The organism is Vreelandella indica (assembly GCF_037070225.1).
GTDB lineage: Bacteria > Pseudomonadota > Gammaproteobacteria > Pseudomonadales > Halomonadaceae > Vreelandella > Vreelandella arctica.
The window spans coordinates 304,335-325,678 of record NZ_JBANSO010000001.1 but is presented as its reverse complement, the minus strand read 5'-3'; the positions used below and the strand labels follow the sequence as shown (position 1 = coordinate 325,678).

The following is a 21,344-nucleotide window of genomic DNA, read 5'->3' as shown; positions in this document are numbered from 1 at the left end:
TTTAGGCTCACTGATTGGCCTCTTCTGCTAGTAACGTGCGCGGTGAGGCACGCCAAAAGCGCAGCGCAGGCAGTGCTGCAGATAACAGCGCCACGGCAACCGCGGTCGCCAAGGTGACAGCCATTTCCCAAGGGAATAGATAGAGCGGTAGGCGCCAACCAAAGGCAGCCACATTAATGATCGCCACCAAGCCCCAGGTGATCGCGATACCCAGTGGCAGTGCCAGCAGGCCGGTGACCAATGCCGCACCCCCCAGCTGCACCAAGCTGAGCTGGGCTAGCTGTGCCCTAGGAACACCCAGCGCCCAAAGCGGTGCTAGCTGTTGGCGTCGGCTGCGTGCCTGGGCAAGAAGGCTAGCCAGCAGTGCCAGGGCCGCGACCGCTAAGGTCAGTACATTCAGGGCACGGGTGATGGTAAAGGTGCGCTCGAAAATCTCGGTGGCGATGCGCTTGATCTCGCGTTGGTCGCTAAGGGCATCGCTGCCCAGGCCAAAGCGCTCGGTAAGTGCTTCACGCAGGGCATCCACATCGGCGTTGGGATGCAGCACCACGCCCATCGAGCTAGGCGGGGCATCAAAACGCGCGGCAAGCTGGGGCGATGCCATGAGAATCTGCCCGCTGGGATTACCGTAATCAGGGTAAGTCGCGGCGATGGTCAGCGTTTCATTGGCGCCCGGCGCGCGAAGGGTTAGCTGGTCGCCGGGGGAAAGATTCTCAGCAGTAGCGAGTTGTTCGTTAATAAAAGCCGCGCCATGTTCAAAGGCTGCCCAGGCAGCGTCGCGGTCTTGCTGGGTCGTCAGGAGAGGCCAGTGAGGTGTCAAAGATTCGCCTGGCGTAATGCCATAAAGCTCGATAGGTGTGCCCAAAGTGCGACTGCCTTTGTGCGTGATGATGGACTCGAGTATGGCCTCGCTTCGCCGAGTGAGCAGGCGATCTGAGACGCCAGGGCGGTCAGCCAGCCAAGCATCAATATCAGTATATTGCTCGGCGGGAGCATTCAAATAGAGGGGGGCGACCAAGCGCTGATCCAGCCACTCTAAAAAGGTGAGACGAAAACCACCGACCATACTGCCGACCCCTAGATTGGTCGCCAGGGCGATGAGTAGGGCCATCATGGCAAGCGAGAGCTTGGGTAGCTGAAGCTGCATATCCGCCAGTGCCCAATGAACTAGCGGGCGTCGTCGGGCGAGATGTGTCAGCACTTTCAATACGAGGGCTAGCAAGGGGGGGGAGCCACAGTGCGCTGGCCAGAAGTAACGCGGCAACCAGCGCAAAGCCTGCCACTAAGCCATCGCCCGGGGGCTGAAAGCGAAGCCAAATATGCAAAGCTAGCGAAACGCCCACTGCGAAAGCGCCGCCGATACTCATCAACATTAACTGTCGACGGTAACCACTTCGCCAAGCCTGCATCTGGCCTAATTCCAGCATGTTTAAGCGCGCAGCGCGCCACAGCACGCCGCCGCCCGCCAGCAGTAGCCCGCCAAGGCTAACCGCTAGCCCGCCGACCCAGTAATGCCAGGGTAAGTTGAGCTCTCTACCAACGCCTGCGCCATACAGCGAGCCTAGGGTGGCCGCTACATCGGGCAGTAATAGGCGTGCCAGCCATACGCCGCTGGCGATGCCAGCAGCGGCACCTATCAGGCCAAGCAGGATGAGTTCTACGCCGAGCGCTAGAACCAGACTACGCCCTGAGACCCCCAGTACTCGTAGGGTACGCAGCATGCCCAAGCGTTGTTCCAAAGCCAGACCTAGCGCGGCCTGCACGATAAATAGCCCTACGACCCAAGCGAGTAGACCCAACGCGGTAAGGTTTAAGTGAAAACTTTCGGTAAGTTGGCCGGGGGTGGCGATGCGTGTGGCACGGGTGAGCGTTAATCCGGCCGGTGCCTTTGCCAGTGCCCCCGGCGCGGCCACAAGGCGTGTGATTTCTTCACCGCTTTCAAGTAGCCGTGCTGCAGCGGCGATATCCATCATTAGCGTGTCCGGCGGTAGCGCTGGCGCTGAGATGAGCGGCGGGAGTGTCTTGCCGTTCGCCAGGGTAGTGGTGGCCGTTAAGGTGTCGGGGGCTGCACGCGTTTGCCACGGCGGTGTCAGGAAGGCGGTTAACGATCCCGAGGAGTCTGCTTGGGCCAGCGGGTTATTATTAGCCAGGGTCAGCGGATCAATGCCGATCAATGTTAGCCGGGTGCCATCTTGAGTGACAACGTCACCCTCTAGCATGGGCGAAACGGGCAAGCCCGCTTGGCGTAGGGCGTGATAGTCCGCACGAGTGAGGGGAGCGCCATCGCGTCGCTCAAGCTGATCCAACTGGGTATCAAACATGGCATCGGCGCGGTCGTAGCTGTCGCGAGCCGTGGCGTTGATGGCTTGAATGCCACTCCATAGAGCGCTAGCTACCCACAGGCCGAGCAGTAGCATGGCTAATTGGCCAGGGTGACGCCGATAGTGAGCGAGCAGCGTCGCCAGCACCGTGGGCAGGGCTTTGATCATAATGCCGTGTTAATCAGTTGTCCGTGGCGTAAACGCAGGCAGCGGTCCAGCGGGGCGGCCACTTGCGGGCTGTGGGTCACGACTAGAAGAGCGCACTGGGTTTCGCGGACAAGGCTTAATAGCAGTTCAAGCACTTCACCTGCGGTGGTTTCATCCAAGTTGCCCGTCGGTTCGTCGGCTAGTAACAGCGGCGGGCGCGGGGCTAAAGCGCGGCCAATGGCCAGGCGTTGTTGTTGCCCGCCGGAAAGTTGTTCTGGGTAACGTTTTTCCAGCCCCTCTAGCCCCAGCCGTGCGATTAAATAGGCTGTCCAGTCGGTATCGTCACGGTTGGCCAGACGCGCCTGAAGGCGCAGATTGTCGATGACCGTTAGGCTGGGGACTAAGTGAAATTGCTGAAATACTAAGCCCAATTTTTCGCGGCGTAGCTTGGCGCGGTCGGGTTCGGCTAGCGTCGATACATTCTTTCCCGAGAGTGTGATGCTGCCCTGATCAGGCAGATCCAAACCGGCAGCAAGATGGAGGAGGGTGGATTTTCCACTTCCCGATTCGCCCATTAGTGCGAGGCTTTGGCCGGGTGCTAAGCGAAGGGAGACATCGTCGAGTACTTTTAGCGGGCCTTGAGGTGTCGTATAGGTTTTATGGACCTGATGAAGTTCCAGCATGGGCTGCCCTTATTGCTGAGGAAAGGCACTAATCGCAAACGCCAGACTAGTCATCAATAGGCGTAATCGGTGCGCCGCGCTCGCCATACACGGCTATGCCGCCGCGCCCTGTGCGCTTGATGAAATACATGCTTTTATCAGCCGCATCAATTAGCTCGCCTGCGCTGCCAAACCCGCCATCATTTAAACAGGCAATACCAATAGAGACGGAGACATGGATGGGAACATTGCCATCGCGACCCATTGGGATTTTTTCTAAACGCTCGCCAATTCGCTTTGCGAAAACATGGGCAGCTTTGGCGTTTTCATCAGGTAAAATGATCAAAAATTCCTCACCGCCCCAGCGGCCGGCCAAGTCACCTTCGCGAATTAACGCTTGAAGCGTCTTGCCGAATTTTTCGAGCACTTGGTCGCCCATTTGGTGCCCGTACTTATCGTTCAGTTTTTTGAAATGGTCCAGGTCAATAAATACGACTGACATGATGCGAGACTGTTGCTGACACAGGGCAAAACGCTTTTGCATCTGCTCTTCTAGCCAGGCACGGTTCGCAAGGCCTGTGAGCGTATCGGTTCGCGAGCGCTCTTCTAACTCATCTTGTCGTTGACGCAGCAAAGCGAGTTCCGCCTGTTGCATCTCAAGACGCGCATTGAGCTGTAACGTCTGCCGAAATAGCAGTTGTTGCGCCTCAGCAAGCAGCGATTCGTTATCTTGTAGCGGAGGGGCTGCCATCTGCAACATGTCAGCCAACGCCGGTAACTGCTGCTGAATATTTTCTAATAAATGCCGCAAAGAGATGGTGTGGGTGCCCCGATAGGTTTCAAATTCCCTTATCACAGTGACTAATGACTGTGCTGGGTTTGAAGAGAGCCAGGCATCGGCGATGGGGCCAGATAACTGAATACATACCATGTCCGGGGCGGCAATGTCGTATTCACCATGGCTATCACAGATACGTTGGGCGAGAGGTGTTGGAACTCCCCATTTAGCGGCAATCCAAGCACCTACTTGAGAGTGGTCACAGCCAAAAAGCCGTTGTTCTGATTCTGATAACTGCCGATGTGATAGAGCGGCTTCAGCATATAAATGACTGCTTTCTATAGGATAAGTTGCACGCAAGGCAATAATGCCAATGTCTTGAAGCAAGGCTGCCGTAAAAACAGGTCCTGCCATGTCGGCGCAGAGATGAATGGCAAGGTGTCGTGCTGCTAACGAGGCAATGATCGAGCGCATCCATACACGCTGATAATGGGTATCGACCGCCCTGTTTTGAAGTAGGCTGAAACTCATTACTGCTGCCAGTGTGGCATCTAACCCCAGGCGGGCAGCCGCTTCATGGCACGTGTGCACTTTAATGTGGGTACGCGAGAAAAAGGCACTGTTCGCAAGCGTAATGATTCGCATGGTTAAGGCTGGATCACGCTCAATGGCGTTGGCATACTCGCTAACCGAAGGGTGCTCTGTGCGTGCTATCTTCAAGACATTAATAGCGACAGAAGGTAGAGAGGGCAGATTAGGACACTTGAGGAGATCAGCTACTAAAAATGCAGGTAGTGCAGTCGCTAAGGCTAGATCTTTCGAATAGTCTTTTCCCTGAATGACCTCCATTACTCTCTCCTTGCTTTTTATTGGCTAGTTTCAGCAGCCTTCAGCCTTTCCTGGCTATTGCGTCGAAGCCGATGATGTTCGTATTCAAGCGTTCGTTTTAATTCATCATAGGTGAATCACGGACAAAATACTTATATTCGGTTCTACTGATTTTTCTTTGTCGATCCCAAAAGTACTCTAATCGGTACTGTTTTGTAAGATATCTCCTAGTTATTTGTAAGTAATTTCTTACGTAGGGGTAGGAAATTAGCTATTTTTAAGAACTTATACCTGGCTTGTTACTTTGAGTTTCTTTTTTTTACTCCCGGTTGCTTTAGATTTCTTTCAATGACAGGCACCATTTATAGAGGAAATTTCAGCCCAATTAGTTAAAGCGCAAGCAATGTGCAGTTAGCCAGCAGCACGTTTAGATATAGGTCTTTTATGTGTGACGCCGCAGTCGGTAACTTGGGTTTTGTACTAGATTTTCTCGCCAAACTATTTTAATAAGAAGGCTTGGCCTCGACGCCAGGGATTGGCTGTGTTGGCCTAGGAAACTCGCCTTTTAAGGCATCAATGCCGCTTTGTGGCTTTGCTAATGGCACTAAATCTTGCCGTGCTCTACGCCGTTCTTCTGTATCAATGCCCATTCGTTGGTCACGTTCCTCAATCAGGCCTGGTTTCGCCTCGCCGTCACGATTGAACGACCACGCAAGAGAGGGCTCTCCAAGGGGTAATGAAAGTTCATTGCCCTCACTATGCGCTGTACCCCACGTATGCCATGTTTTACCGTAGCTGTTCACCTTGCTTTTCATAAGTTCATGTTCGGCAGCTACTGGTAAGTTAGGGGCAACCAACTGGCCGGAAAGAATCTCACCGTTATGCGGATGCCAGTATTGTTTCTCTTCTTCTGGGAGTTGCTCGAAGAGTGTTTCAGAGATGATGTATTCAATACCGTTTAGCTTCGCATCATCAGTATTGCCGTCGTAAAGAGCGCACTGTAAGAAGTCTTCATTTACCTGATCACAGAAGTGATGGGCCTCAAACTGGTGCAGTGGCTCTTTTTTTAACGGGTGAAAACCGACGAGGTAAACATTAAGACGCGATGGGGGAGCGTCTGTTTGCATCATGCTTGCTCCTGCTTCTAATAGTTGAGATTTTGCACTCTCAGCTCTACCAGGAACCTCAGTAGTCGAGTGCGTCTCCCCCATGCCGGTGCAACCAGCTAGAGTAAAGATCGATGCGACAAACGTACCGTAATGAAAGCCATTAATGTTGAGCATAAAACCACCTACTATTTGGCTATAAACATATTGCAATATGTTTTTGAGGTTAGCCTGTTACCGGTGATTTTCAATTTAGTGCGCTATGTTTGACCTATGATAAATGGTGCCAACCACCGCGTGTTTGATGCAACGGGGCGCCTGCGCGGCCTAGCCGAACTGCGCGGTGTGGTGCTGGCGGTGCGGCAGTTAATACTCAGATAAGCGGCCACGTTCTAAAGGAGACGTATGCGTTCAAATGGATTAGCGGTAGATAAAGGTGGGGTGGAGCTCGGCTCCAATTTATTGTCCGGTGTCAGCCTGCCTGCAGCGGTGGTGCATGAGGCTCCGCTCGCGCACAACTTGATGTGGATGCAGCGCTTCGCAGAAGCTCACGGTGCTCACTTGGCCCCCCATGGAAAAACCACCATGACGCCCGCGCTTTTCCATCGACAGCTCCAGGCAGGTGCGTGGGGTATCACACTTGCCACTGCGCCCCAGTGTCGTGCTGCCTTTGCCAATGGCATCACCCGAATATTGATGGCGAACCAATTGGTGGGCCAGGCCAATATGGCCATTATCGCCAGTCTGATCGAGCAGGGCGCTGCGTTTTACTGTGTAGTCGATAGCCATGAGAACGTGCGCCAGCTAGGGCGCTTTTTTGCTGAACGGGGCTTGACGTTATCGGTGCTTATTGAGGTAGGCGTTGAGGGTGGCCGCTGTGGCTGTCGCAATCAGCAGCAAATTCTTTCGCTGGCAGAGGCGATTGGCAATGAGCCAGCGCTCTCCCTCGTGGGGTTAGAGGGCTATGAAGGTGTAGTTCACGGGGATAATCCCGAATCAGGTATTCGTACCTATGCTAACTACCTGGTGGATGTTGCCGTAGAGCTTGAAGCTGCTGGACGCTTTGCTGAAGAAAACCCGATTGTCACCGCGTCAGGTTCCGCCTGGTATGACGTGATTGCGGAGTCCTTTCAGGGCGCACCACTGCAGGGGAAATTTAACCCCGTGCTACGCCCAGGTTGCTACATCGTTCACGACCATGGGCTTTATCGTGAAGCGCAATCGGCCGTATTAGACCGTCGGCCGGATTTGCAACAGGGGCTTGTGCCTGCCTTGGAAGTCTTTGCCCAAGTGCAGTCGCTTCCCGAACCTGGGCTTGCGATTGTGGCGCTAGGTAAGCGTGATATCGGACATGATCAGTTGCCCATTGTCCTGCGTCGCTACCGGGAAGCTGGTACGCCAGCGCAGCCGTTATCGGTGGCTGGCTGGGAAGTGACGAAAATCATGGATCAGCACACGTTCGTGCGGCTATCTGACGATGCCCAGGACGTTCAGATCGGTGACATCGTTGCGTTTGGTGCCTCCCATCCATGCCTGACGTTTGATAAATGGCGCCAACTGCTGCTTGTCGATGACGCCTTGAACGTGAAAGAACACATGGCGACCTGCTTTTAAAAGCCTCCTCGCTCCTGCCGCTAAGCGATAGCGGCGGTCGATAAGCGTGAAATTGCCGCTGGCAGTTCGCTTGCGTGATGAATCCCCACGGCGCCCTCGGGGGTGCTTTCCTCGTTCGGGAAATGGTTGAGATGAATAACGTGCATATCTGCCGCTAGGCCGGCTTCCACTCCCACGGCCGCATCGTCAATCACAATACAGCGTTGGGGGGCAAAGCCCATGGCGGCCGCCGCTTTAAGGTAAAGCTCAGGGTCGGGTTTCCAGACATTGAGGGTATAAGCGCTAAATAAATTACCTGCAAAGTGATGACCCAGCTGGGTGCTTTCCAGGGCGCAGCGAATTTTGCGCTCTGGTCCATTAGAGACCACGGCTTTAGAGTGGCTGCTTAACTGTTCTAACGCGGCGGGCATGCCAGGTATCGCGATAAGTTCAGTGCGCATGCGCGCTTCCATACGTGTTCGCATACCCGCCTCAAGCTGGGGAAAAGCGTCTTCTTCTAAAGCCTGAAAACGGTTTTCCAGCGTTTGGACAATCGTCTGGAAACGTACCCCTCTAAATTCGTCCATATACTGCTGTGCTGAGAAGGGTAAACCGAATTCGGGAAGGATCGCGCCCATCACCTCGGCAAGCAGTATTTCGCTATCCACCAGGGTGCCGTCGCAGTCGAAGAGTAAGCAGAAAGGCGAGGTATCAGTACTCATCGGCAGGCTTCCTCATTCACTAGGCTAATTGGGCGTTCGCCCTGCAGCGCTAGGCGAATATTGTCCACCGCGCGCTGGGCCATGGCGTCGCGGGTTTCATGGGTGGCGGAGCCTATATGAGGTAGGGCAACCACATTCGGCATCTTCAGCAGTGGGGAGGAGGCGGAGAGCGGCTCCTGTTCAAAGACATCCAGCCCAGCGGCTTGGATAACGCCGTTTTCGAGGGCGTGAATCAAAGCGCTTTCATCGACGACTTTGCCTCGGGCGATATTGATAAAAATGCCCGAAGGTTTCATCAGCGCGAACTCCTGGGCACCGACCAATCGTTCGGTTTCGGCCGTGAGTGGGACCGTCACGCAGACAAAATCGGCCTCGGCTAGCAGCTCGTTGAGTTCGCGACGCTGCGCGCCTAATTCGCTTTCTAATTCAAGCTTGGGAGAGGCGTTGGAGTAAATCACTTTCATGCCAAACCCTAGGGCGCCGCGCCTGGCCACCGCCTGACCAATGCGTCCAAACCCGACCATGCCCAAGGTTTTGCCATGTACATCGCTACCAAACAGTGCAGGGCCAATACTCGCTTGCCACTTGTCGGCTTTGACCCACTCGGCTAATTCAACTACCCGGCGAGCCGTGGCCATGATCAGGGTAAAGCCGGTATCGGCGGTGGTTTCAGTGAGCACATCCGGTGTGTTGCATAGCATGATGCCGCGTTTGGTCAGTTCATCAACAGGGATGTTGTCGTAGCCAACAGAGATAGTCGCAATGACTTCCAGTTTAGGCGCTGCGTCTAACAGCTGGGGGGTAATCGCTAAGCCGGAACCGATAATGCCATGAACATTAGCCAGTAGAGCGTGATTAGCAGGATCATTCAGTGCGGTCGTTTTCGGCAGCACCTCCACCTCAAACAAGCCGCTAAGCTCGGCTAACTGAGCGTCGCTGAGTCGTCCTTGAACCGCTAGTTGTTTTTTCATTGTTGTCTCCTGGTTATAAAGCGCTTAACAAAGCATAACGGGGCGAATTAAGCAGTGGGTTGATCGGTTTCAAGCGCTTGAAGTTGCTGGCGGTTAGGTAGGCCTTCCATATCGCCAACCACCTGAATGGCTTGAGCACCAATGAGGTTGCCCCGTTGGGCTGCTTGACGTGCCGAGCAACCGTCAAGCAGGGCGCTGATCACGCCGACAGCGAAACCATCGCCAGCACCTACGGTATCCACAACGTCTGCTACGTGGCAACCGTCTACCGTAAAGCTCTCTTCCTGCCCACCTAGGTTGCCGCGATAATAACTACCTTCCGGCCCCAGCTTGATGATCACCGCCGAGGCGCCTTGATCCAGATAGTAGCCTGCTACGTCGTAAGGCGTCTTCTGCCCAGTGAGAAGTTGGCCCTCTGAAAGCCCAGGTAATACCCAGTCGGAGAGCATGGCAAGGGCATTGAGCGTCTCGCGCATGTCAGCTTCACTGGCCCACAGGCTGGGACGTAGATTGGGGTCAAAAGAAATACTGGCACCCTTAGCTCGGGCTTCTTTAAGCGTATGGTGAGCGAGTTCACGGGCAGAGGCGGAGAGGGCGGGAGGAATGCCCGTTGCATGTACATGGCGCAGGGCGCCGAAGTCAATATCGCTAGCGTCTTGTGGGGATAGGTGGCTGGCCGCGCTGCCGCGACGAAAATACTCCACTTTTGGGTCTGCGCCGCCAAGTGCGCGCTCTTTAAACAGTAACCCAGTAGGGTGCTGTGTATCTGTATGAAGGTGACGGCAATCCAGCCCTTCGTTTTCTAACGTATTGCGAATAAAGTCGCCAAAGCTGTCACTGCCCACACGGCTTAACCAGCCGACATGAAACCCTAAACGCGCCAGACCAATCGCCACATTGGTATCTGCGCCTGCAATCCGGCGCTGAAAATGCTCAACGTCGGAAAGCTTGCCGGGGGAGTCTGCCACGAACATCGTCATGGCTTCGCCAAAAGTGAGGACTTCTGGTGGGTTAGTAAAGGAGTGGGACATATGGTTAGTCATCTCTTGATGTTGTTGGTCGTCGGTTAATGGGAACGATACCATTTATGCTGCTTTTATAAAGCTTGGGCGATCATAAAATGCTAACGCCGGGTGGAGCCTCTTGCGATTAGGGTAGGTGCAAAACTCAATGTTGTCGGCTGCGGCGATGTTTGCGGTGCAATTCTATGCCTCAAGCAGTGAAGCGCCGTTTTCCCGATAGCATCGGTTGGCTGGGCAAGCGTGGTTATGCCAGGAGGCACTAGGTCGCACCAGTCGAGTTCATCAATGCCCATTAATCCGACTTGACCAAGCGGTAGGCCTAGCTGCTGGAAAAGGCGCGTTATCGTCAAGGTCACATTGCCGTTGCCACACAGTACGGCGCAGGCGTGTTGAGGATGGACGGTTAAAAAATGGCTTAGCGCCTGGCGCGTGTTGGTGTCACCTGTTAACAGTAGCGTTGCATGGCTTAACGCACGCTGTTGGGCACGCTGGTTAAAGCAGGCCAGCCGCCGTTGCCGTGTGCTTGACTGTTCAGGGGCTTCGCTGACATACAACACGGCTTGGTAACCCTGGGCAGAAAGGTGATCAAGTGCGCTATCAATCGCTAGCGGATTATCAAGCCCTACTACTTCTGCATCCACATTGCTGACTTCGCGGTCTAGCAGCACGACTGGCGTTCCATGGCTGATGAAAGCCTGTAGTTGAGTTTCGGGGCTGCCGGTGGCATTAACCACCAAGCCTGCCACCTGATACGCACCCAGAAGGTCTAAATGCTGGCGTTCCTGCTCAGAATCGTTGTCGGTATTGCATACCAATAATGAGTAGCCGTACTGACGGCATGCTTGTTCGACACCGTGGGTAATCGCCACGGAAAAAGGGTTGCGGATATCCGCTACCAGCATTCCGATGAGTTTGGAGCGCCCACCCTTCAATCCACGCGCCATTTGGTTGGGCTGGTAATCTAAAGTGCTTGCTGCCTGGGCAATGCGGTCCTGAAGAGTGGGCGATAGACGTTCCCGTTCATCGCCAAAATAGCGCGAAACGCTGGTTTTTGAAGCACCGGCTAAACGAGCGACTTCAAGAATGGTAGAACGCCGACCTGCAGATGACATAATGGACTTCATGAAATGGTAACGGTTCCATTTTGATTATACTTAACATCAAAAGCAACGGTACCTAGTCAATTAGGCGTGATTAACCATATGAATATCGTACTCGGAGGGATTCACCGTGCCCTCCAGTCGACCAATTTGGGTGAAATCATTGTTCTCAAGGACGGTATCAATAGACGTATCTTTGAAAGATAAATTTTTAATAACGTTTACTTTGCAGGGCATACCCTTAGCGTCAACGTCCATAATCCAGGCTAGGAAACCGTTTGAGAATTTAGCCAAGCTGCCGATGGGGTAAAGGCCAAAGTGTTGGATATACTCCACAAGTAATGATTTCTCATAAAGACTAGCAAGGTCATTAACCCAGCGATAGGCATCAAGCGGTTGTCGTGGCTGTTGACTGTTTCGCTCATGGGTCAATTTGTTGATAATTTTTATGACACTGATTAAACGCACCCGCTCTGACAATACATCTGCGGTTTTACCGTCCGGATAGCCACTGCCATCCAGGCGCTCATTAGCATTTAAAATAATGTCACGGCAGGTAGGGCTGGGCGTCCACCCAAGGCTTGAGAGCTTATGATCCAGTGCTTGCACGTGGCTTTTAAGTATTTCCGTTTGTGACGGTGAAATATGCATTTTAAGGGAGGGCAGTTTCTCACTAATCAGTAGTGGCTTGCCCATGGTGTGCAGAAGGGCGCCAGCTACTGCTTCTCGTGTCTGCGAGTTGTGTGGGTCACGACTGATTAATATCATCGCTAGTTGACTCGCCACCTGTACGGCATGGCGTACCCACTCAGGCTCGTTATGCAAAAATGCGAGCGCGTACTTCACTACTTTCTGATCTTGGTTAACCATGTATAGGAGGCTATCAACACACTCATATAGGCTCTCTTCGGGCAGCAAATTTTTGCTTTTAATAAACATTAATATGACTTGTAGCTGATGAGCGATTTCCTGAATGCCTCGCAGTAACGGAGATTTTTGAGTGTTTTGGATTTGCTCCCGCTCTTCTTTGTACTGTAACTTCTTCTCTTTAGCATCGGCTATAAAAAGCCGTGACTTCACCCGTGAGGCATTGTCTTGCAGGCCAGAGCGAAAAGCGGCTTCGAACTCAGACTCCGATACATAATGGAAAAGTGTCTCGGTCATAGTGGCTGACATGTTAATAAACTCAATACCAATGGCCGCATAACCATGGCTACCAAAAGGACGCATATGGCGGATACGCCCCTCGGCCGTAAATGTATCGCTATTGGGGAACTCAAGGGTCACGCCTGGGAGTATCTGATTGACGGTGAGTGCCATGCTATCTTCAAGACTGACATATACCAGACAGCCCCCCACCGATAAATTGCGTACCTTGCCTTCCAGATAAAGCTCATGCAAAAAAACATTAAGGTGCGCGCGGGCCTGCATGCCAAGAATGAAAGGGACACGTAGAGCGCCGCGATTGTCGGAGGCAAAAATCGAATTGGGGAGTTGGCACTCCAAGTGATAAGTGCAGGTATCAATTTTGGTCACGTGAGCAGGCACATGCTCAATATTATAGATTTGCTCCTCTTCTCCGGTGCCGTGCCGAAGCGTTTCAATGTCAAAGCAAATGGTATCGTTTTTTAAGTAAGGAGATAGGGAGTTGCCAGAATAAGTTATTTCTAATGTTATTTTTCCGCCGTCCAGATCTGTTTTTATAGCGGTTGCTTCAATAGCGTAAGCCGCTTCTTTAGAAAATATGGAGATAGAGTGGTCTTTGTGAAGTAGCGACTTTAGTATTTGGCTTGTGGCGTTTGGTATTGCTGTATGTATGGACATGTCATATTCACCATATTTGTTTTTTAGTTAGCTATTGTCTTGGTGATGACTTTTATAAATTAGCATTATTATAGTAGCGCTAACCTCCTTGACCTCCAGAAATGCCTGTTGATGAGTTGATTAGTCATCATTTAACGCCTATTTGCAAATCTATTCATTTTTATTTTTGTTATGTAGGGTAGTTTTTTGATAGTTTTTTGCTATAAGAGGCGTCGTGAAGTATGCCGTTCGGCTGAGCAGGACGAATCAGGTAAACTGCGCCTTTTCTCGCAAAAGCGATGCCCACGGTATGCACCCAAACGATGTACCAAAAAGCTATGACTTAACAGAGGCTGGCGATCGCTATTTCGATGGCTTGGCCGATAAGTTCTCTCGTTCACTCTATCAGGCACCCCGTGGCGAGTTGCGCTTAGCGATGCTCGACTATTTATTGCCGCAAATGTTGCTTTTAAATGAGCAGAACGTCCTCGACGTGGGCGGTGGTCTGGGCCAACAAACGGCGTGGTTTGCCAAGCGTGGGCATAAGGTAACCATGGCGGAGCCTTCGAAAGACATGCTCAGTTATGCCCAACAGTGGCATCACGATGACCCGACGCTACCTCACTCTTCCATTACTTACCGACAAGCGTCCTTGCAGGATCTGCCCCCGCAGGCACCGGGGCCATGGTCGCTGATTACTTGCCACGCAGTGTTGGAGTGGCTGGGTGACCCGCAAGCAGCCCTGGCTAACCTAAATGATCTGCTGGCGCCTGGTGGCCAGCTTAGCTTGATGGTGTTTAATCGCGATGCGCTGCGTTTCTCTAATGTGGTTAAAGGCAATCTTGAGAAGGCGTTGAGTGACCGATTGGAGGGGAAAGGAAAACGGCAACGTTTAACGCCCATTTCGCCGATAACGCACAACGACATTGCCCAGTGGAGCGCAGCAAACGGACTGAAAATAGATGCCGTCGCTGGCATCCGGGTGTTTCAAGATTACTTACGCCATCCCCCCGCAACGCCTGCAGAAAAAGAAACGCTACTGGCGCTGGAGAAACAGTACTGTCGCCAAGACCCGCACTGGCGATTGGGTCGTTACCTACTGTACACATTAACGAAACCGGAGAGCCCTGAATGAGTGCCCAAGCCCCTGCGTGTCAGTTATTAGAGCGCCAAAGAGATAAGTACGCAGCGCTATGGGTCGTAGGCCCGCCTGTGGATAGCTGGCTTATTGACCAGTCAGCGGGCGTGTTGAGCGGTGATTTTGCGGTGCTAAATGAGTGGAAGGCAAAGGGCAAGCAAGCCCGGACACCTTTTGACTTGGCCCCGGGAGAGCCATTAGGGAAAGAAGTGGTGCTGTTTTGGCCAAAAGCCCATCAGTTAGGTATCTGGTGGCTGAAGTGGTTATGTGAACAGCTACCTAGCGGCACCCCGTTAGAGATTGTGGGGGAGCATCAGGGGGGTATCAAGCGCGTGCCCAAGATGCTGGATGAGCTGGGAATGACGTGGGACAAGCGCGATAACGCGCGTCGCTGTTCACTCTTTGCCACCCATACCATTGCGTTAAATTCAGCTAGTGATAGCGCTTGGCAAAACATTGAAGCGCTGGGTTTAACGTTGGCCAGCCATCCCGGTGTCTTTGGCCATGGCAAAGTCGATGAAGGAACGCTGTTAATGTTGGCAAGCATTGAGGATAGCTTGCCGAAAAAACCGCTCAAAGTACTGGATATGGGCTGTGGCGACGGTATTGTCAGCGCTTGGTTGGCCCAGCGAGGTCATCTGGTGACCGCCGTAGACGTTAGCGCCTTTGCAATAGAAGCCTGTAAGCGCACTTTAACTGCGAATGGTTTAGAGGGGCGCGTGCTGTGTAGTGATGTGTTCAGCGCACTTGAGGGCGAACAGTTCGACTGGATTGTCAGCAATCCCCCCTTCCATAAAGAGCGTGATATCAGCTATGGCCCCAGCCAGCGCTTAATTAGCCAAGCGCCTGAACATTTAAGCTCCGGAGGGCGCCTAGTGATTGTGGCGAATGGTTTTCTGCCTTATCCCGATCACTTACAACGCGCTTTTCAAGATTTTCATATCTTGGCGGATAATCGCCGCTTCAAGGTATACGGTGCAAAGCAACTAAGTCGCTAGCCTCAGCCGCCACCAGCTTCGACTAAAAATGAGATTTCATAAGCCGCTATTTGGCCCTAGGTACGCTTGCCAGGGCCAAAGTTGCTCGTCCATACTCGATTTATTGGTCAAGCTATCATACAGTCAGATGTTCCGACTCTAGGCATGTGCCTACCATTCTGGGTCATGCCGCTACCAGGGATGTGCCACATGATGCGACTCAACAACAAAAATGCACTGGTCACCGCCGCTGCGAATGGCATTGGACGCGCTACCGCCGAACGCTTTGTAGCTGAAGGCGCGCGCGTATTTGCAGTAGATATCGATATTGCCACGCTAGAAGGTGTGGAGGGCGTTGATGCCTACTGTCTGGATGTAACGGACAGCAAAGCGATTCATGAACTGGCTAGCTCACTGCCTAATCTGGACATACTCTTCAACTGTGCGGGCATGGTGGCCGGTGGCACCGTACTCGAGTGTGATGAGGCTACCTGGCAGCGCTCGCTGGATTTAAATGTCACTTCCATGTTTCATACCTTGCAGACTTTTTTGCCAGGCATGTTGGCAAACGGCGGTGGCAGCGTTATCAATATGGCTTCTTTGGCATCCAGTGTTAAAGGGGTGGCGAACCGCTGCGCTTACGGTGCTTCCAAAGCCGCCGTCATCGGGCTCACCAAATCAGTCGCCGCCGATTTCATGACCCAAGGTATTCGCTGCAACGCCATCTGCCCAGGCACTGTCGACTCGCCCTCGTTAAAGCAGCGTATTGCAGAGCAGGCGAGTAAAGAGGGGCGCAGCGATGCTGATGTTCTGGCCTCCTTTATTGCGCGCCAGCCAATGGGTAGGCTGGGGCGGGTGGAAGAAGTGGCAGCGTTAGCCACTTTTCTGGCCAGTGATGACGCCCAATTTATTACCGGTACCGCGCAACTCATCGATGGCGGCTGGGCAAACTGATTCTTTAAAAAGGATAACACTATGAAGCTTTTACGTTTTGGAGCGTCTGGTCAGGAAAAGCCGGGCATCCTCGATAGTCAAGGCAAGGTGCGTGATCTTTCGGGCGTTATTGACGATATCGCCGGTGACCTGTTGAGCGATGAAGCGCTGCAGACACTGCGTGATACGGATCTTTCTGCCCTGCCTGAGGTAGCGCCGGATGTGCGTCTGGGGCCCTGTGTGGGTCGGGTCGGCAAGTTTATCTGTATTGGCCTCAACTACTCCGACCACGCGGCAGAAACCGGCGCCGAGGTGCCGCCAGAGCCCGTGATTTTTAACAAATGGACCAGCGCCATTTGTGGCCCCAATGACGATGTGGAAATTCCACGTGGTTCGAAGAAGACCGATTGGGAGGTTGAGCTTGGCGTGATTATCGGCAAGGGCGGGCGTTACATAGACGAAGCCGATGCGATGTCGCATGTCGCAGGGTTCTGTGTGGTCAACGACGTGTCTGAGCGTGAGTTCCAGCTGGAGCGGAGTGGCACTTGGGACAAGGGCAAAGGTTGCGATACGTTTGGCCCCTTGGGGCCCTGGCTGGTCACGCGCGATGAGGTGGCTGACCCCCATCAATTGAGCATGTGGCTGGAAGTGGACGGCAAGCGTTACCAGGATGGCAGTACGCGCACCATGGTGTATCAAGTGCCTTTTCTGATCAGTTACTTGAGTCGTTTCATGAGCCTGCAGCCAGGTGATGTGATTTCAACGGGAACGCCACCAGGTGTAGGAATGGGCCAGAAGCCCCCGGTTTACCTACGCGACGGGCAGCAAATGCGCTTAGGTATCGAAGGCTTGGGTGAGCAGCAGCAGCGCGTCGTACAAGCCTGAACGCGACGAGGCGGTGGTATGCTCACCAATAGCCACGATCGTTAATACTCACCGCTTCCTCAAACTTGCCTCAATCAGCCGCCGACGAATTGACCTTTAAGGTCTATCTTTAAGGGCTACGATGCAAATAAGTAGTCGTTAATTTAACGGCAGTTTGTGGGAGTGGCTGAAATGGCGGGCAGTATTCGAAATACGGCGGTACTGGCAAGTGCCGTTTTGCTTGGTGGGTTGTTAGCGATAGGGCTGGTTGTCGGCGGCAGCTATATCAAGGGGGCTGCCGAAGTGTGGCAGCAGTCGTCCCGCAGCGTGACGGTGCGCGGCTTGTCAGAGCGCGAAGTGCCAGCAGATTTAGTGCTTTGGCCGTTCAACTACAGTGTCAGCGCCAACACCTTGAGTGACCTGGAGCAGCAGCTATCCGATGACGAGCAGTCGATTCGCGCTTTCCTTCAGGCCCAGGGATTTGCGCCGGAGCATGTCAGTTCCACTCCGCCGCGAATTACCGATCAGTTTAGCAATCAATATAGCGGCCAGCGCCCAGACGAGCGTTACCGGGCTGAAGCAACGCTATTACTGCGCTCACCTGATGTCGAGGGCGTGATTGAGGCGATCCCTAGCGCTACTTCGCTGGTGCGTGAAGGCGTGCTGCTTTCACCCAGCTATGAATACCGTACGGAATTCCTGTTTACCGGCCTGGATGCGATCAAACCCGAAATGATTGCAGCGGCAACGGCGGATGCGCGCAACGCCGCACAGCAGTTTGCTGAAGATTCCGGTAGCCAAGTGGGGCAGATTCGTCAGGCCACTCAAGGCTACTTTTCCATTGAAGATCTGGATAGCTATACGCCACAAACCAAACGCGTCCGCGTCGTCACCACGGTGGACTATTCTTTACAGGACTAGTCTTTGCAAGATTAGGCTTAGGAACGCGCCAAGGGAAGGGCGGTCAGCCCGTGTAGTCTAGGGCGGTGATGGTATAAAACATCTCACCATTGGGGGTGAGTACCTTAGCCTCATCGCCTATCTGCTTGCTCAGCAGGGCCTTGGCCATGGGGGCATCGATACTGATCCAGCGTTTTTTAGTGTCGATTTCATCGTGGCCAACAATCCTGAGATGTACCTGCTCGCCGTTTTCATCTTCCAGGCTCACATAGGCGCCGAAAAACACCTTGCTAGTATCGGCAGGCAGCCGATCGACAATTTGCAGTTCGTCTAAACGTTTTGTCAGGTAGGTAATCCGGGCAATAACGCGGTTTAACTCTTTCTTATTGTAAGTGTAATCTGCGTTTTCACTGCGATCGCCCTGAGCGGCGGCTTCGCCGACTTTCTCTGATAGGGCCGGGCGTTTAACCCGTGAAAGATGATCCAGTATAGCGCGCAGACGTGACGCCCCTTCCGGGGTGATCAGGTTGCTCTTAGGGGCTTGACGCGGATCTTTGGCTGGATCGCGCCAGCGGGTCATGTTGCGGCCTTTCATTACCTGTTCCCCTTCGTGTTTCGAGCTACCTACTTTACGTTAATTGCGCGAAGCATACCAAGCAACATGCCACTGTAGATCATTCAAACGTTCGTTACATTTTTTGCTATATTGGGTGAGAGGCCCGCCATTGGTGGGGCTAAGCTGGACAATAATAATTCAGGAGCATGTATGCGAACTCTCTCTTTTTTACCCATGTCTTTACCGCGTTCCCTGATCGCCGCCGCGATGGGTACCGTGCTGGTACTGTCACCGTTGACCGCGACCGCCTTCGAAGGCGAGCTGTTTTCACTGAAAAATCGCTGGGAGCATACCGTGACAGAAATGCCTGCCAATGAGCGGGAAAATACGTTGAAAGCGTTGGCAGGCGAAGTGGAACAATTGGCTGAACAGCACAAAGATGAAGCAGATGTACTTGTCTGGCAGGGCATTATTTTGGCCTCCTATGCCCGGGAAAGGGGTGGCTTGGGTGCGTTGGGAACTGCAGGTGATGCGCGCGATGCGCTAGAGGAAGCGATTGGAATCGATCCGCAAGGGCTGAGCGGTTCGGCCTACGTCACGCTAGGCGCGCTTTACGACCGGGCGCCGGGTCGGCCACTCGGGTTCGGTAATAGTGAGACGGCTGAACGCATGTTTCAGCGTGCCCTGGAAATCCGCCCGGACGGTATCGATGTTAACTACTACTATGCCGCTTTCTTGAAAGAAGAGGGCAATGAGCAGGCAGCGCGTGAGCACGCCCAGCGGGCGGTTAACGGCACTGCTCGCGAGAACCGGCAAGTCTCGGATGAAGCGCTGCGTCGAGATGCCGAGACGCTGCTCAATCAGCTTTAATCCGCTAACTGGATTGGCATTCCCGGTGGCAAGCACTGATAATAGAGCGATTGTCACCACCGGGAGTGCCCCATGGCGTCTAGCCCTAAAAACGCTGAGTTTGGAAGTTCTCCATCTCAAGAGGCCCCTTTTCGAAGCACATCGCTTAGCGTTCCGCAGTTAAAGCGCAGTGATGTTGAGCTGCTCAAGCGTGAGGCTTTGCATCAGGGGTTTTTCCGCCTGGAAGGCCTAGAGCTTCGTCACCGCCTATTCGAAGGTGGCTGGAGCGAACCAATACGCCGAGAAGTACACAGCCGTTTTGATGCAGTGGGTGTGCTGCTTTACGACCCCGCCCGCGATTTAGTGGTGTTGATTGAGCAGTTTCGCGCAGGCGCCATCGATGATGCCGTGTCTCCCTGGAAGCTGGAACTGGTGGCGGGCTTGGTGGAAGATGGCGAGTCGCTGGAAGACGTGGCCCGCCGTGAAGCGTGGGAAGAAGCGGGTTGTAAAGTGGCCGAACTGACCAAATTACACACTTATTATCCAAGCCCTGGCGCCTGCAACGAGCAAGTGACCCTATTTTGTGGTTTGGTGGATTGCCAAGGGCTAGGTGGGATTCATGGCTTAGACGAAGAGCATGAGGACATTCGGGTACATGTCATGCCGTTTGCCAATGCCTGGGGGCTCTTGACGCAAGGACGACTCGACAACGCCATGTGTCTGATTGGACTACATTGGCTTAATAGTCAACGAGCCTCACTTCGCGCCGCTTCACAGCGGGCGATGACACAAAGCGAAACAAACGAGGAGTGAATATGGCGAGAACGGCCTATGTCACCGATTTAAAATCGCTCCAAGGGGAGTGCAGCGCCAACTATTTGCGTTTGGTGCGCCTGGTGGGCGATATGGAGGCCGGCCAGCGTCGTGATATTGCCCTGCGCGGTGATAAACAGCATTTCGGTGATCTGCACCTCTATATTCAAGAGCAGGCGCCTTATACCACCATGGTGAATGTTTCCCAGACCGGTCCGTTAGACACCGTTATTGAAGGGCCGCGGATGCGCGTGCACCTCTATCATGATGTCCGCATGGCAGAAGTGACCGACTTTCAGCGCGAGCGCCACTTTAGCGGTCGCTACCGTTATCCAAATGCGCGCATGCACCAACCGGATGAGAAGCTCCAGCTCAACCGCTTCCTGGGCGAGTGGTTGGCTCACGGCCTTGCCCACGGCCACACCGTTGACGTGCCGGAGATGCCCTAATGCGTGTGGTTCAGATTACCGACGCCCATCTCTATGCGGACACCGAGGCACGTTCCCGTGCCGGTATTCCTTGGCGTCAGTTTCAGCAGGTAATCAGTGCGGTTGTAGATGAGCAACCTGAAATTGTGCTGTTTACGGGTGATATCAGCCAGGACGAATCCGCTGCTTCATACGCCTTGGCGGTGCAGGCGATGGAGCAGCTGCCTTGCCCCTGGTACTGGCTGCCAGGTAATCACGATCAACCCGAGTTCATGGCTGCCGAGCGTCCGCTGGTGGATGAAGTCGACTTGAATGCCTGGCGCATCCTGCTGCTCAATACCCAGGTAGAGGGCAAGCCTTACGGTGAACTCGGGAGTGAGCAGCTTGCTGCGCTGGCGGAACGTTTACAAGCGGACACTCGGCCCACCTTGATTGCCATGCACCACCCGCCGGTGAATGTGGGAGCAGTGTGGATGGATGCTATTGGCCTTCAGGATCGTGATGCTTTTTGGGCGTTGCTAAGCAAACATGCGCACGTTCACATCATCCTGTTTGGCCATGTACATCAAGCCTACGCCGAACACCGCAGCGTGGGTGAGACCACTATTGACGTTTACGGTTGCCCAGCCATGGCGGATCAGTTCCTGCCCGGTGCCGAGCACTTCGCTATTGATGAAGCATCCCGCCCTGGCTACCGCGTTATCGATTTACAGTGGAGTGAGCGCCTAGGCAGCGAGTGGCAGAGCTGGATTGAGCGTATTGATTGACAGATCGGTTCCCTTACTTAGTCTTCGTTAGGTGATTAAGGAATAAAAAGATAGTTATTAATTCTT

The 21,344-nt window shown here is 53.5% G+C and carries 21 protein-coding genes; 10 read left to right on the top strand and 11 right to left on the bottom strand.

Going from position 1 to position 21,344, the window contains the following annotated elements; all coding sequences use genetic code 11:
• Positions 1 to 7: 7 nt before the first annotated feature.
• The 5 genes from V8L71_RS01545 to V8L71_RS01525 form a co-directional block, all read right to left on the bottom strand.
• Positions 8 to 1,066, bottom strand: a complete 1,059-nt coding sequence (locus V8L71_RS01545) for an ABC transporter permease (protein WP_336273017.1) — start codon at positions 1,064 to 1,066, stop codon at positions 8 to 10.
• Complete coding sequence (locus tag V8L71_RS01540; RefSeq protein WP_336273016.1) at positions 972 to 2,489, bottom strand: ABC transporter permease; 1,518 nt, start codon at positions 2,487 to 2,489, stop codon at positions 972 to 974. The genes V8L71_RS01545 and V8L71_RS01540 overlap by 95 nt, the downstream gene beginning before the upstream one ends.
• Positions 2,486 to 3,151 carry an ABC transporter ATP-binding protein gene (locus V8L71_RS01535; RefSeq protein WP_336273015.1) on the bottom strand — a complete coding sequence of 222 codons (666 nt, stop codon included), beginning with the start codon at positions 3,149 to 3,151 and terminating at the stop codon, positions 2,486 to 2,488. The genes V8L71_RS01540 and V8L71_RS01535 overlap by 4 nt, the downstream gene beginning before the upstream one ends.
• A 46-nt stretch (positions 3,152 to 3,197) precedes the next feature.
• A complete protein-coding gene (locus tag V8L71_RS01530) occupies positions 3,198 to 4,757 on the bottom strand; it encodes a sensor domain-containing diguanylate cyclase (protein ID WP_336273014.1) in 1,560 nt (519 codons plus the stop codon).
• Between the two features lie 482 nt (positions 4,758 to 5,239).
• Positions 5,240 to 6,019: an OBAP family protein gene (locus V8L71_RS01525; protein ID WP_336273013.1), complete on the bottom strand. Its 780-nt coding sequence runs from the start codon at positions 6,017 to 6,019 to the stop codon at positions 5,240 to 5,242.
• Positions 6,020 to 6,247: 228 nt separating this feature from the next.
• Here V8L71_RS01525 and V8L71_RS01520 point away from each other — a divergent pair, with 228 nt between their 5' ends.
• The gene (locus V8L71_RS01520) at positions 6,248 to 7,456 is read left to right on the top strand and encodes an amino acid deaminase (RefSeq protein ID WP_336273012.1); all 1,209 of its coding nucleotides are present in this window, start codon (positions 6,248 to 6,250) and stop codon (positions 7,454 to 7,456) included.
• A 20-nt stretch (positions 7,457 to 7,476) separates the two neighbouring features.
• Here the strand turns inward: V8L71_RS01520 and V8L71_RS01515 are convergent, their stop codons facing one another.
• The 5 genes from V8L71_RS01515 to V8L71_RS01495 form a co-directional block, all read right to left on the bottom strand.
• On the bottom strand, positions 7,477 to 8,157 hold the full coding sequence (locus V8L71_RS01515; RefSeq protein ID WP_336273011.1) for an HAD family hydrolase: 681 nt from the start codon (positions 8,155 to 8,157) through the stop codon (positions 7,477 to 7,479).
• On the bottom strand, positions 8,154 to 9,128 hold the full coding sequence (locus tag V8L71_RS01510) for a 2-hydroxyacid dehydrogenase (protein WP_336273010.1): 975 nt from the start codon (positions 9,126 to 9,128) through the stop codon (positions 8,154 to 8,156). The genes V8L71_RS01515 and V8L71_RS01510 overlap by 4 nt, the downstream gene beginning before the upstream one ends.
• Before the next feature lie 47 nt (positions 9,129 to 9,175).
• Positions 9,176 to 10,159 (bottom strand): sugar kinase, encoded by a 984-nt coding sequence (locus tag V8L71_RS01505; RefSeq protein WP_336273039.1) that lies wholly within the window; start codon positions 10,157 to 10,159, stop codon positions 9,176 to 9,178.
• Positions 10,160 to 10,251: 92 nt separating this feature from the next.
• A complete protein-coding gene (locus tag V8L71_RS01500; RefSeq protein ID WP_431313159.1) occupies positions 10,252 to 11,262 on the bottom strand; it encodes a LacI family DNA-binding transcriptional regulator in 1,011 nt (336 codons plus the stop codon).
• A 72-nt stretch (positions 11,263 to 11,334) separates the two neighbouring features.
• Complete coding sequence (locus V8L71_RS01495; protein WP_336273008.1) at positions 11,335 to 13,074, bottom strand: HD domain-containing phosphohydrolase; 1,740 nt, start codon at positions 13,072 to 13,074, stop codon at positions 11,335 to 11,337.
• Positions 13,075 to 13,363: 289 nt separating this feature from the next.
• Here V8L71_RS01495 and V8L71_RS01490 point away from each other — a divergent pair, with 289 nt between their 5' ends.
• From V8L71_RS01490 to V8L71_RS01470, 5 genes are all read left to right on the top strand, one after another.
• Positions 13,364 to 14,188 (top strand): methyltransferase domain-containing protein, encoded by an 825-nt coding sequence (locus tag V8L71_RS01490; protein WP_336273038.1) that lies wholly within the window; start codon positions 13,364 to 13,366, stop codon positions 14,186 to 14,188.
• The gene (locus tag V8L71_RS01485; RefSeq protein ID WP_336273007.1) at positions 14,185 to 15,189 is read left to right on the top strand and encodes a methyltransferase; all 1,005 of its coding nucleotides are present in this window, start codon (positions 14,185 to 14,187) and stop codon (positions 15,187 to 15,189) included. Before V8L71_RS01490 ends, V8L71_RS01485 begins: the two co-directional genes overlap by 4 nt.
• 192 nt (positions 15,190 to 15,381) lie before the next feature.
• The gene (locus tag V8L71_RS01480) at positions 15,382 to 16,122 is read left to right on the top strand and encodes an SDR family oxidoreductase (protein WP_336273037.1); all 741 of its coding nucleotides are present in this window, start codon (positions 15,382 to 15,384) and stop codon (positions 16,120 to 16,122) included.
• A 21-nt stretch (positions 16,123 to 16,143) separates the two neighbouring features.
• Complete coding sequence (locus V8L71_RS01475; RefSeq protein ID WP_336273006.1) at positions 16,144 to 16,986, top strand: fumarylacetoacetate hydrolase family protein; 843 nt, start codon at positions 16,144 to 16,146, stop codon at positions 16,984 to 16,986.
• A gap of 171 nt (positions 16,987 to 17,157) precedes the next feature.
• Complete coding sequence (locus V8L71_RS01470) at positions 17,158 to 17,886, top strand: SIMPL domain-containing protein (RefSeq protein WP_336273005.1); 729 nt, start codon at positions 17,158 to 17,160, stop codon at positions 17,884 to 17,886.
• 43 nt (positions 17,887 to 17,929) lie between these two features.
• Here V8L71_RS01470 and greB read toward each other — a convergent pair whose 3' ends face one another.
• On the bottom strand, positions 17,930 to 18,460 hold the full coding sequence (greB, locus tag V8L71_RS01465) for a transcription elongation factor GreB (RefSeq protein ID WP_008957606.1): 531 nt from the start codon (positions 18,458 to 18,460) through the stop codon (positions 17,930 to 17,932).
• A gap of 171 nt (positions 18,461 to 18,631) precedes the next feature.
• Between greB and V8L71_RS01460 the strand changes: the two genes are divergently transcribed.
• The 4 genes from V8L71_RS01460 (at position 18,632) to V8L71_RS01445 (ending at position 21,278) form a co-directional block, all read left to right on the top strand.
• Positions 18,632 to 19,291 carry a hypothetical protein gene (locus V8L71_RS01460; protein ID WP_336273004.1) on the top strand — a complete coding sequence of 220 codons (660 nt, stop codon included), beginning with the start codon at positions 18,632 to 18,634 and terminating at the stop codon, positions 19,289 to 19,291.
• Between the two features lie 72 nt (positions 19,292 to 19,363).
• Positions 19,364 to 20,083 carry an NUDIX domain-containing protein gene (locus V8L71_RS01455; RefSeq protein ID WP_336273003.1) on the top strand — a complete coding sequence of 240 codons (720 nt, stop codon included), beginning with the start codon at positions 19,364 to 19,366 and terminating at the stop codon, positions 20,081 to 20,083.
• A gap of 2 nt (positions 20,084 to 20,085) precedes the next feature.
• Positions 20,086 to 20,532 carry a DUF1249 domain-containing protein gene (locus V8L71_RS01450; protein WP_101146519.1) on the top strand — a complete coding sequence of 149 codons (447 nt, stop codon included), beginning with the start codon at positions 20,086 to 20,088 and terminating at the stop codon, positions 20,530 to 20,532.
• On the top strand, positions 20,532 to 21,278 hold the full coding sequence (locus tag V8L71_RS01445) for a metallophosphoesterase (RefSeq protein ID WP_336273002.1): 747 nt from the start codon (positions 20,532 to 20,534) through the stop codon (positions 21,276 to 21,278). Before V8L71_RS01450 ends, V8L71_RS01445 begins: the two co-directional genes overlap by 1 nt.
• Positions 21,279 to 21,344: the final 66 nt, after the last annotated feature.

What these genes read in the sequence shown, in the direction of transcription:
- V8L71_RS01510 (WP_336273010.1), bottom strand. Translation starts at nt 9,128, where the DNA reads ATGAAAAAACAACTAGCGGTTCAAGGACGACTCAGCGACGCTCAGTTA.
- V8L71_RS01540 (WP_336273016.1), bottom strand. Translation starts at nt 2,489, where the DNA reads ATGATCAAAGCCCTGCCCACGGTGCTGGCGACGCTGCTCGCTCACTAT.
- V8L71_RS01530 (WP_336273014.1), bottom strand. Translation starts at nt 4,757, where the DNA reads ATGGAGGTCATTCAGGGAAAAGACTATTCGAAAGATCTAGCCTTAGCG.
- V8L71_RS01520 (WP_336273012.1), top strand. Translation starts at nt 6,248, where the DNA reads ATGCGTTCAAATGGATTAGCGGTAGATAAAGGTGGGGTGGAGCTCGGC.
- V8L71_RS01460 (WP_336273004.1), top strand. Translation starts at nt 18,632, where the DNA reads ATGCGAACTCTCTCTTTTTTACCCATGTCTTTACCGCGTTCCCTGATC.
- V8L71_RS01505 (WP_336273039.1), bottom strand. Translation starts at nt 10,159, where the DNA reads ATGTCCCACTCCTTTACTAACCCACCAGAAGTCCTCACTTTTGGCGAA.
- V8L71_RS01545 (WP_336273017.1), bottom strand. Translation starts at nt 1,066, where the DNA reads ATGGTCGGTGGTTTTCGTCTCACCTTTTTAGAGTGGCTGGATCAGCGC.
- V8L71_RS01525 (WP_336273013.1), bottom strand. Translation starts at nt 6,019, where the DNA reads ATGCTCAACATTAATGGCTTTCATTACGGTACGTTTGTCGCATCGATC.
- V8L71_RS01495 (WP_336273008.1), bottom strand. Translation starts at nt 13,074, where the DNA reads ATGTCCATACATACAGCAATACCAAACGCCACAAGCCAAATACTAAAG.
- V8L71_RS01535 (WP_336273015.1), bottom strand. Translation starts at nt 3,151, where the DNA reads ATGCTGGAACTTCATCAGGTCCATAAAACCTATACGACACCTCAAGGC.
- V8L71_RS01480 (WP_336273037.1), top strand. Translation starts at nt 15,382, where the DNA reads ATGCGACTCAACAACAAAAATGCACTGGTCACCGCCGCTGCGAATGGC.
- V8L71_RS01455 (WP_336273003.1), top strand. Translation starts at nt 19,364, where the DNA reads ATGGCGTCTAGCCCTAAAAACGCTGAGTTTGGAAGTTCTCCATCTCAA.
- V8L71_RS01450 (WP_101146519.1), top strand. Translation starts at nt 20,086, where the DNA reads ATGGCGAGAACGGCCTATGTCACCGATTTAAAATCGCTCCAAGGGGAG.
- V8L71_RS01475 (WP_336273006.1), top strand. Translation starts at nt 16,144, where the DNA reads ATGAAGCTTTTACGTTTTGGAGCGTCTGGTCAGGAAAAGCCGGGCATC.
- V8L71_RS01470 (WP_336273005.1), top strand. Translation starts at nt 17,158, where the DNA reads ATGGCGGGCAGTATTCGAAATACGGCGGTACTGGCAAGTGCCGTTTTG.
- V8L71_RS01445 (WP_336273002.1), top strand. Translation starts at nt 20,532, where the DNA reads ATGCGTGTGGTTCAGATTACCGACGCCCATCTCTATGCGGACACCGAG.
- V8L71_RS01500 (WP_431313159.1), bottom strand. Translation starts at nt 11,262, where the DNA reads ATGTCATCTGCAGGTCGGCGTTCTACCATTCTTGAAGTCGCTCGTTTA.
- V8L71_RS01515 (WP_336273011.1), bottom strand. Translation starts at nt 8,157, where the DNA reads ATGAGTACTGATACCTCGCCTTTCTGCTTACTCTTCGACTGCGACGGC.
- V8L71_RS01490 (WP_336273038.1), top strand. Translation starts at nt 13,364, where the DNA reads ATGCACCCAAACGATGTACCAAAAAGCTATGACTTAACAGAGGCTGGC.
- V8L71_RS01485 (WP_336273007.1), top strand. Translation starts at nt 14,185, where the DNA reads ATGAGTGCCCAAGCCCCTGCGTGTCAGTTATTAGAGCGCCAAAGAGAT.
- greB (WP_008957606.1), bottom strand. Translation starts at nt 18,460, where the DNA reads ATGAAAGGCCGCAACATGACCCGCTGGCGCGATCCAGCCAAAGATCCG.